We start from the raw sequence: 8,748 nt of genomic DNA, 5'->3' as shown, positions 1-8,748 counted from the left end.
AAAAACCGCACGTTTTACGTGCGGATTGTTATTTTTTCGTTAAAACAAGATCCGCGTGCGAATTGTGCCCTCAATATGACGCAATTTATCGATCAATGGTGCGGAATCGTCGGTTTCCACATCAATTACCACATAGCCGATTTTCGGATCGGTCTGTAAATATTGCGCCGCGATATTGACATTGGCTTCAACGAAAATTTGGTTGATTTTTGTCAAGATGCCCGGGCGGTTTTCGTGAATGTGCAACAAGCGTTTGGAGCCTTCGTGTTCCGGTAGAGACACTTCTGGGAAGTTAACGGAAGATAAGGTTGAGCCGTTGTCGGAATATTTCACAAATTTGCCGGCGACTTCAAATCCAATATTTTCTTGTGCTTCGGCGGTAGAACCACCGATGTGCGGCGTTAAGATCACATTATCGAATTTGCGTAATGGGGAAATAAATTCTTCGTTAATGGATGCCGGTTCTTCCGGGAATACGTCGATTGCTGCACCGCGTATTTTGCCTTCTTCTAACGCCTTGGCTAATGCATCAATGTCCACGACGGTGCCACGTGCTGCGTTAATTAAAATGGCATCTTGTTTTAATTGGGCAATACGTTCTGCGCTGATTAAATTGCGGGTAGATGGCAATTCAGGCACGTGTAGGGAAATGACATCGCAAGAACCGAGCAATTCTTCCAAGCTACGAACTTGTTTGGCGTTGCCAAGAGGAAGTTTGTTTTCAATGTCGTAGAAATGCACATCCATGCCCAAGGATTCAGCAATAATACTAAGTTGTGAACCAATATGGCCGTAACCCACGATCCCTAATTTTTTGCCACGTACTTCGTGTGAACCCACAGCCGATTTATTCCATAAACCGCGGTGCACATCCGCATTGGCTTGCGGAATATTACGCATTAATAATAGGATTTCACCTAACACTAATTCCGCCACAGAACGCGTATTGGAGAACGGTGCATTAAAGACTGGAATGCCGCGTACTTTCGCTGCGTTCAAATCTACTTGGTTGGTGCCGATACAGAAACAGCCGATGGCGATCAATTTCGGTGCGGCCGCAATCATTTCTTCAGTTAAATGGGTGCGCGAGCGTAAGCCGATAAAGTGCGCATCTTTGATGGCTTCTTTGAGTTCATCGCCGTCCAATGCTTTTTTGTAGTAATCAATGTTGGTGTAACCCGCGGCGTGCAACGTATCTAAGGCGCTTTGGTGAACGCCCTCCAACAACACAAATTTGATTTTATTTTTATCTAATGAAACTTTTGATGTCATATTTCTCTCCAATGATGTTTAAATGATTTTTGCACCGTCCGGTGTGCCGACAATGACAGTATCTGCCGGGCGTAAAGCAAACACGCCGTTAGTCACGACACCTGCAATGTTATTTAATTTTTTTTCCATTTCTACCGGGTTCAGAATTTCAAAATTATGCACATCTAAAATGATGTTGCCGTTATCAGTCACAACGCCTTCACGATATTCCGGCGCACCGCCGAGTGCCACCAATTTACGCGCTACTTGTGAACGTGCCATTGGGATCACTTCTACCGGCAATGGGAAGGTTGAGCCTAACACATCCACTTGTTTGCTGCTATCCACGATGCAGATGAAATTTTTTGCCAATGCAGCCACAATTTTTTCACGGGTTAATGCCGCACCGCCGCCTTTGATCATCATTTTTTGCGGATTGATTTCATCGGCGCCATCCACATAAATATCTAAGCCTGCCACATCATTTGCACTAAATACTTCAATACCATGTTTTTTCAGTAATTCTTCCGAATTTTTGGAGGCTGCTACAGCACCTTTGATTTCATCTTTCATTGAGCCAAGCGCTTCAATAAAACAATTCACAGTGGAACCGCTCCCCACGCCTACGATCATCTCCGGCTTTACAAATTGCAAAGCCGCTTGCGCGGCGATTTTTTTCATTTCAAGTTGATTCATTTTTTCTCCTTAACATCAGAACATGACGCTGAAACAAATAAGTAAACGATTGCGTTTACTTTAATTAGTTTTACTAGCATAAACAAGTAGAGCAAGATTATTCGGGCAAAAAGCCTTCTAATAGCTCGTTTAAAAACAGTTTTCCATGCTCGGTGACTTGCCAAGTGCGGTCAGTTTCCGTGATGAATTTTTGATCCAGCGCCCAAGCCATCGTTTTATCTACCGCACTTAATGACAAGCCGGTGAATTGTTCAAATTCACTTTTCGGCACGGCTTCCAATAAGCGAAACCGATTCATAAAGAATTCAAAAGGGCGATCTTCGGCGCTGACGTCCCGTTCTTCATACAAATATTCGCCACGCATGTAGCCTTTCGGGTGTTTGGTTTTGCTGTAACGCAAAATCTTTCCGTTTGGAAAACTGAGTTTGCCGTGGGCACCACAACCAATGGCAAGATAATCGCCAAAGCGCCAGTAATTTAAATTGTGTTGGCACTGAAAGCCCGGTTTGGCGTAGGCTGAAGTTTCATATTGTTGATAGCCTGCCGCCGTTAATAATTGATGACCTTGCTCAAAAATATCCCACAATTCATCGTCATCAGGCAGTTTCGGTGGACGGTAGGCAAACATTGTATTCGGCTCGATGGTGAGCTGATACCAAGACAAATGTGGCGGTGCCAGTTCTATGGCTTGGCGTAAATCATCTAAGGCTTCGTTTAAGGTTTGGTTGGGTAAACCGTGCATTAAATCTAAATTAAAACTGCGCAGAGAAGAAACGCGGGCAAAACCTACCGCACTTTTTGCCTCGGCGGCATTATGAATACGCCCCAATTTTTGCAATTTTTCATCAGAAAAACTTTGAATGCCCATGGAAATACGATTGACGCCGGCTTGTACATAACCTAAAAAACGTTCGGCTTCTGCTGTGCCGGGATTCGCTTCGAGGGTAATTTCAATGTTGGGTTCAAAAGGAATGTGCTGTTCGATTTGATGTAATAAATAGGCGATGTTTTCTGCGCTAAACAGACTTGGTGTGCCGCCACCGATAAAAATTGAATGCAGCGGACGCTGTTGGACGCTTTCCTGATAACGTGATAAATCCGCCGTTAAATCGGTAAGTAAATGGCGCACATATTCCTGTTCGGGAATGGCACCTTTTTGTGCATGTGAGTTAAAATCGCAGTACGGGCATTTCTGCACACACCATGGAATATGGATGTATAAACTCAGCGGTGGTAACCGCAACGGATTTAACGGCGGTGTTATCATTAGCGAACGACCACCGCGGTGCCGCTTGCCACAATCATAAACATGCTTTTGGCATCGGAGGTGATGGTGGTGTAATTGACTTCTACGCCCACAACGGCATTAGCGCCTAATGCTTGAGCGTTTTTTTGCATTTCATCTAACGCTTCTTTGCGCGATTTGGTAATGCGCGATTCATACATGCCGGAGCGTCCGCCGATAATGTCGGTAATGCCGGCAAAAAAGTCGCGGATAAAATTCGAACCTGCAACCACTTCGCCGAACACCAGTTGTTTATATTCGACAATTTGTTTGCCTTCGATGTGAGGCGTGGTGGTAATAATCATCTTTTACTTTCCTTAAAATTTGTTGTGAAAACTGACCGCACTTTATGCGCCTAATTGCGCTTTAAGCGCGCTTAATGCACGGGCACGGTGGGAGATTTTCTTTTTCTCGGCGGTTTCCAGTTCGGCAAAGGTGCAATCTGTCTCCGGGCTGAAAAAGAGCGAATCATAACCAAAGCCGTTGTCGCCTTTTTCTTCAAAAGTAATGACACCGTGACATGCGCCTTGCGCAATAATCGGAGACGGATCGGTTGGGTGTTGTAATAAGACGATGGTGCTAACAAATTGCGCGCTGCGTTGTTCGGTTGGCACATTCGCCAATTCCGCTAACAATTTTTCACGATTTTTCGCATCAGCCTGTTCACCATCTACTCCGGCATAACGTGCGGAATATAAGCCCGGAGCGCCGTTTAACGCGTCAACCACTAAGCCGGAATCGTCTGCAATCGCCGGTAAACCGGATTTTTCCGCCGCATAACGGGCTTTTAAAATGGCGTTTTCTACAAAGGTCAAGCCTGTTTCTTCCGGGCTGTCGATGCCTAAGTCGGTTTGGGCGATAACTTCAAAACCGAAATCGGCTAACACATCAGCCATTTCTCTGACTTTACCCTGATTGCCGGTGGCTAAAACAATTTTTTGTTTCATGTTGTTCTCTTACTTATTCTGTTAAGTGCGGTTGAAAAATGCCTCGTATTATAACGCACCCAATAAAAAAGACGAGGCGCATTGCCTCGTCTTACATAAAAACAATGTTAGAGGAGAGAGATTAAAGTGCGATGCGATCGCGATTTTTTTCGAGCGTAGCTTTGCCGATACCTTGCACTTCTAATAATTGCTCGACAGCGCTAAACGCGCCGTGTTTTTCACGGTATTGCACGACGGCTTCCGCTTTTTTCACGCCAATACCCACAAGCGCTTTTTGAATTTCGGCAGCAGTGGCTGTATTGATGTTGACTTTCTGGCTAACAGCGGCCGTTGCGGCGGGTTGCTCTGTTTGTGCTGCAGGTTCTGCCGCCTTTTCTGTTGCCATGGCAGAGCCGGTAAACACCGTTCCTAACACGAACAGAGAAGCCAAAAGATGTTTCATTACTTTCATAGTGATTCCTTTTCAGACTAGAGTTAAATACACGTTGAATTAATCAACGGGCGTACTTTGCCGAAAATCGAAAAAATGCACGAGAAAACGACCGCACTTTTGGGATCTCAATCGCAAAATCAAGGAAAAACGAGCTAGGTTTTAAAGCATTTCGATAGGGGGCGGAAAATAGGGGAGGGCGTAAATAATGAACAGGGATGTCAGGCAAATCAGCGGATTGGTGATTTGCCTGATGGGTGGGAAGATCAAAATACCTTTTTAAACGGCTTAATGATGACATCGCCATACACGCCGGCTTCTACATAAGGATCTTGAGCTGCCCAGTCTTTTGCGGCTTGCAAGCTATCAAACTTGGCAATGACGGTCGAACCGGTGAAACCGGCCTCACCCGGATTCTCATCATCAATTGCCGGGTTTGGGCCTGCGGTTAATAAACGATCTTCCGCTTGGAGTTGTTTCAAACGAGCAAGGTGTTGTTCACGCACGGCCAAGCGTTGAGCCAACGTGTTCGGTTTGTCTTGAGCAAAAATAACGTAGTACATTTTGAGTCCTCTTGTTAGTTTATGGCGTTTTCATGTGTGCCAAAGCGGCATCTAATTCGTGATTATTTTCGCGTGGAATAGCACGAGGTTTACCTTCCTGATCGACAGCAACAAACGTAAATTGCGCTTCTGTCACGCAATAGCGTTCACCAATAGGTTCGCTTGCCACTTTTTTAACCCACACTTCCACTTTGATTTTAATTGAGCTACGTCCAACGTGTAAACATTGTCCATAGCAACAAACTACATCTCCAACAGAAACCGGCTGAATGAAATTCATGCTTTCAACGGCAACAGTCACAACGCGTCCGTGAGCGATTTCTTTTGCTAAGATTGCGCCGCCAATGTCCATTTGAGACATAATCCAACCACCAAAAATATCGCCGTTGGCGTTTGTGTTTGAGGGCATAGCTAAGGTTCTGAGCAGAAGCGTGCCGTGAGATTGTTGTCCGGTTTTGCTATCAATTAATTGAGGTGACATTGATTATTCCTTGTTTTTTTCTTGTTGTGTTTGAGGTAAATAGCGATAAATATAAAGACCTGTAATGATCGTGGCGACAAACGTCATGCCGATAATGCCGAAGGACTTGAAATCGACCCAAATGTCGTCCGATAAATATCGGCTGATATAAATGTTAAGTAACATACATAAAATAAAAAAGCCGCTCCATCCTAAGTTGAGGTTCTTCCACACCGGCTCAGGTAAGGTAATTTCTTTACCAAGAAGTTGTTTAATCAACAGTTTTTTAAAACCAAATTGAGCGACAAGTAAAACCAATGCAAAGAGCGCATAAATAATCGTCACTTTCCATTTCAAAAACTCAAGATCGTTAAAGTAAGCAGTGAGGGTACCGAAAAAAATAACCGCACCTGCCATGAATTTTTGTTGCGTTTCAATTTTGCCGTATTTTACTTTTAAAATAATGAATTGCACGATAGTTGCGACTACTAAGGTGATTGCCGCTTCACGAATTCCAACTAATTTATAGACGGCAAAAAAGAGAATTAAGGGAATAAATTCAAGTAATTGTTTCATATTGATGTTATGCCTTTGATATAAATAACGTATAAAAACGGTATGTGACAACCAATGCAAATACATTGATTAGCGCAACCAGGATACCGCTAATGAGTGCCATGATGGCATTGCTTGAGAAGGCAGCGAGAAAATTTTCCACGAATGGGATCAGCACATAAATCAGCAAGCAGAAGATAAATAATACAGAAACACGTCCCATCGCAGCACGCCACGTGATTTTAGCGGAATGGCTTATGCTGTCGTTTGTTAGCAAATAATGTACCGGCGCTAAGCAAAGACGAATATAGAGCCCAATGCCGATAACTATCGCAAATAATGAAAGAATGGATGGCTGTACTTTTTGCTGAATAGCAATCATGGCTTCTGTTAGCCCAATAAGGATCGGGATAAAAATCAAAAAGCTCAGCAAAATAGCGCCCAAAATCTGTTTTAATGTTGAGGAGAAACTTTGCCAAATCGTGTGGAATCGGCGCAGGCTAATTTGATGAATGCTGACTAAACACCATGCACTGATAAAAATATAAATAAACTGTTTAAGAAAAAAGAATGTCACCAAATCGATGCCTTGTTCTTCTGACATCGTGGAGGCAATTTGATTGTTTGACAAAGACATAACAATTTCATTGGGCAACATGACAAACTGTAGCCATACCATGATAATGTCGACAAAAAAGTAGAGCATAGATAAGAGAAGGATATTTCGCTTTTCATTTTGCATGAAATGAAAGCTGTCTTTAATAATTTGGGTAAAGTTTATTGGCATTTCATTGACTTCATTAAACGTGAAAGAAAAAGAACCTAATTATACTGACCTTTCCGGATAAAAACAGATCCTATTTTAATACTCCGACGTGTAAATCCGCGATTTCTGCGCATGGATTCGTGCATCAAGATGCACACTGCACGAGGAATGAGTTAACTAGAGGAGAGCGGAGAGCAGGGGAATTACGCAATTTTTACGTTGATTTATCGATAGCCGATTTCATTAAGCTGCGATTCCCCATTAAAATTGGGTGTCAATTAGGTTATGTTTGATTTTCTATCGCTGAATGACAAGAAACTAGCGGCAAATTAACCGCACTTTTTGCGCAAACTGCGCGCCAAGGGTGTCATCTTCGTTGCGTTGAGACTGATCTAACGAGGAGGCGTAAGCTTTAAGTTTTTCATTGATATTAGGCTCCAACACTTCGCCATGGCAATTTTCCGGTAATTGAGAAAAATCGACGGCCGAATGAAAAGGCTTATCGTAATACATAGAAACATAATAAGTCGGATCGTAAGTACTTAATGTAAATTCGTTATCCTGCAAAAGCTGTGGTTTTGACAACATAAAATCAAAATAATACAACACCTGCGCTCCACTGCTCTTCATGCCGTAATTTTGAGGTTTTGCGCTGTATTTTACTTTATTGCCTTGTTTATCAAATAAATAGCTAAAGTAATGCTCATTGACCACATTGCCGATAACCTCATCAATTAATTTCTGCAATGCTTTCTTGTCACCTTTTGCTTGTTTTACATCATATAACACAGCGGCAGAACTGGGTTCATCTAAAACCCATTGCATTGAAAAACCGACTAATTGTTGTTTGTCGACCAACACCTTCGTTTTCATGTCAATAAACGCATGGGGGTGGGCAAGTGCGTGTTGTCCTAGCAAACAGCCTAGTAAATATAAAAAAAGTTTTTTCATAGTATATTCACTCATGAAATAGCTTGACGTTTATTTTGATACCTGAATTTATAATTCAGGTACACAGAACAAGCGAGGATTAAGTATGAGTATTTTACATGACTAGGGGTAGGAAACCATAGTACTTCTGTTTTACAGTGAAAATAGTTAGTTGAAATAGCTGATATTAGCTTGAAGTTTGGTAGCTACTTTTTAGAACAACAAGGAATGTCTAGTACTTTACATGTTATTAAATCAATGAGGTTTTATTTTAAACTGTAACAGGAATGAATAAAAACAGCATATTAGTTAATCGAGATGTCTCTTTGAAGTGACAAGGCGTAGGGTTATACCAAAACCGTGCTTGATTGATAAAATAAATTTACAACTTCAGACAACCGACTTTATTTGGTGAAAAGTGATTTATGTATAGAAGTTACTTTAGGTAATGATTACCCTTGAATGACCTATTAAGGAAATAGGTTAAGTCTATTTGAATAATGTATAGGAATTAGTAATTTTTATACCATTTAGCAATTACTTATGGTATAAATTCAGGCTAAAGGGGATAGCTAAAGCATTGGCACTTTTCTCTTTTTACATAAAGAAAGCCCCCTTTCTATCTCTCTAGGTTTTTACATAAAGGATTAATCGATGAATACCCAATTATTAAAACGTACAGCAGTTGCTTTGTTTATTACCGGTGTTATATCCAGTAGTGCATTTGCAACAGATCCCCTTATTGCAGCTCTTGCAAAGACAAGCCAGCAATTAAAGGATGATGTTTCAGACCTTAAACAATCACACAATGACTTAGCCAATCATGTTACCTCAGAAATTAATCGCGTTACCGACTATGTCAATA

General features: G+C 42.0%; 12 protein-coding genes. 1 reads left to right on the top strand and 11 read right to left on the bottom strand.

Features of this window, described 5'->3' with window-relative positions; all coding sequences use genetic code 11:
• Positions 1–39: 39 nt before the first annotated feature.
• The 11 genes from serA to zevA form a co-directional block, all read right to left on the bottom strand.
• Positions 40–1,272, bottom strand: a complete 1,233-nt coding sequence (serA, locus tag HMPREF9065_RS04415; RefSeq protein WP_021616168.1) for a phosphoglycerate dehydrogenase — start codon at positions 1,270–1,272, stop codon at positions 40–42.
• Positions 1,273–1,290: 18 nt separating this feature from the next.
• Positions 1,291–1,947 carry a ribose-5-phosphate isomerase RpiA gene (rpiA, locus tag HMPREF9065_RS04420; RefSeq protein ID WP_021616167.1) on the bottom strand — a complete coding sequence of 219 codons (657 nt, stop codon included), beginning with the start codon at positions 1,945–1,947 and terminating at the stop codon, positions 1,291–1,293.
• Between the two features lie 97 nt (positions 1,948–2,044).
• Entirely contained in the window at positions 2,045–3,214 is a 1,170-nt protein-coding gene (gene hemW, locus HMPREF9065_RS04425; RefSeq protein ID WP_021616166.1) for a radical SAM family heme chaperone HemW, read from the bottom strand.
• Entirely contained in the window at positions 3,214–3,537 is a 324-nt protein-coding gene (locus tag HMPREF9065_RS04430) for a YbjQ family protein (protein ID WP_006719266.1), read from the bottom strand. The genes hemW and HMPREF9065_RS04430 overlap by 1 nt, the downstream gene beginning before the upstream one ends.
• A gap of 42 nt (positions 3,538–3,579) precedes the next feature.
• On the bottom strand, positions 3,580–4,179 hold the full coding sequence (rdgB, locus tag HMPREF9065_RS04435) for an RdgB/HAM1 family non-canonical purine NTP pyrophosphatase (RefSeq protein WP_021616165.1): 600 nt from the start codon (positions 4,177–4,179) through the stop codon (positions 3,580–3,582).
• Positions 4,180–4,300: 121 nt separating this feature from the next.
• A complete protein-coding gene (locus HMPREF9065_RS04440) occupies positions 4,301–4,630 on the bottom strand; it encodes a ComEA family DNA-binding protein (protein WP_021616164.1) in 330 nt (109 codons plus the stop codon).
• A gap of 245 nt (positions 4,631–4,875) precedes the next feature.
• Entirely contained in the window at positions 4,876–5,172 is a 297-nt protein-coding gene (locus tag HMPREF9065_RS04445) for a YciI family protein (protein ID WP_006717394.1), read from the bottom strand.
• Positions 5,173–5,191: 19 nt separating this feature from the next.
• A complete protein-coding gene (yciA, locus tag HMPREF9065_RS04450; protein ID WP_021616162.1) occupies positions 5,192–5,653 on the bottom strand; it encodes an acyl-CoA thioester hydrolase YciA in 462 nt (153 codons plus the stop codon).
• Positions 5,654–5,656: 3 nt separating this feature from the next.
• Positions 5,657–6,208, bottom strand: coding sequence for a septation protein A (locus tag HMPREF9065_RS04455; RefSeq protein WP_021616161.1), 552 nt, complete (start codon positions 6,206–6,208; stop codon positions 5,657–5,659).
• Positions 6,209–6,215: 7 nt separating this feature from the next.
• Positions 6,216–6,974: a hypothetical protein gene (locus HMPREF9065_RS04460; protein ID WP_021616160.1), complete on the bottom strand. Its 759-nt coding sequence runs from the start codon at positions 6,972–6,974 to the stop codon at positions 6,216–6,218.
• A gap of 297 nt (positions 6,975–7,271) precedes the next feature.
• Positions 7,272–7,904 (bottom strand): zinc transporter binding subunit ZevA, encoded by a 633-nt coding sequence (gene zevA / locus HMPREF9065_RS04465; protein WP_033002547.1) that lies wholly within the window; start codon positions 7,902–7,904, stop codon positions 7,272–7,274.
• Between the two features lie 633 nt (positions 7,905–8,537).
• Between zevA and HMPREF9065_RS04470 the strand changes: the two genes are divergently transcribed.
• The coding region (locus HMPREF9065_RS04470; RefSeq protein WP_021616158.1) for a hypothetical protein at positions 8,538–8,748 on the top strand (211 nt) is incomplete at its 3' end.

This window comes from Aggregatibacter sp. oral taxon 458 str. W10330 (assembly GCF_000466335.1).
Taxonomy (GTDB): Bacteria; Pseudomonadota; Gammaproteobacteria; order Enterobacterales; family Pasteurellaceae; genus Aggregatibacter.
This window is presented reverse-complemented; position numbering and strand designations above follow the sequence as displayed.

What these genes read in the sequence shown, in the direction of transcription:
- zevA (WP_033002547.1), bottom strand. Translation starts at nt 7,904, where the DNA reads ATGAAAAAACTTTTTTTATATTTACTAGGCTGTTTGCTAGGACAACAC.
- HMPREF9065_RS04455 (WP_021616161.1), bottom strand. Translation starts at nt 6,208, where the DNA reads ATGAAACAATTACTTGAATTTATTCCCTTAATTCTCTTTTTTGCCGTC.
- HMPREF9065_RS04460 (WP_021616160.1), bottom strand. Translation starts at nt 6,974, where the DNA reads ATGCCAATAAACTTTACCCAAATTATTAAAGACAGCTTTCATTTCATG.
- yciA (WP_021616162.1), bottom strand. Translation starts at nt 5,653, where the DNA reads ATGTCACCTCAATTAATTGATAGCAAAACCGGACAACAATCTCACGGC.
- rdgB (WP_021616165.1), bottom strand. Translation starts at nt 4,179, where the DNA reads ATGAAACAAAAAATTGTTTTAGCCACCGGCAATCAGGGTAAAGTCAGA.
- hemW (WP_021616166.1), bottom strand. Translation starts at nt 3,214, where the DNA reads ATGATAACACCGCCGTTAAATCCGTTGCGGTTACCACCGCTGAGTTTA.
- rpiA (WP_021616167.1), bottom strand. Translation starts at nt 1,947, where the DNA reads ATGAATCAACTTGAAATGAAAAAAATCGCCGCGCAAGCGGCTTTGCAA.
- serA (WP_021616168.1), bottom strand. Translation starts at nt 1,272, where the DNA reads ATGACATCAAAAGTTTCATTAGATAAAAATAAAATCAAATTTGTGTTG.
- HMPREF9065_RS04440 (WP_021616164.1), bottom strand. Translation starts at nt 4,630, where the DNA reads ATGAAAGTAATGAAACATCTTTTGGCTTCTCTGTTCGTGTTAGGAACG.
- HMPREF9065_RS04445 (WP_006717394.1), bottom strand. Translation starts at nt 5,172, where the DNA reads ATGTACTACGTTATTTTTGCTCAAGACAAACCGAACACGTTGGCTCAA.
- HMPREF9065_RS04430 (WP_006719266.1), bottom strand. Translation starts at nt 3,537, where the DNA reads ATGATTATTACCACCACGCCTCACATCGAAGGCAAACAAATTGTCGAA.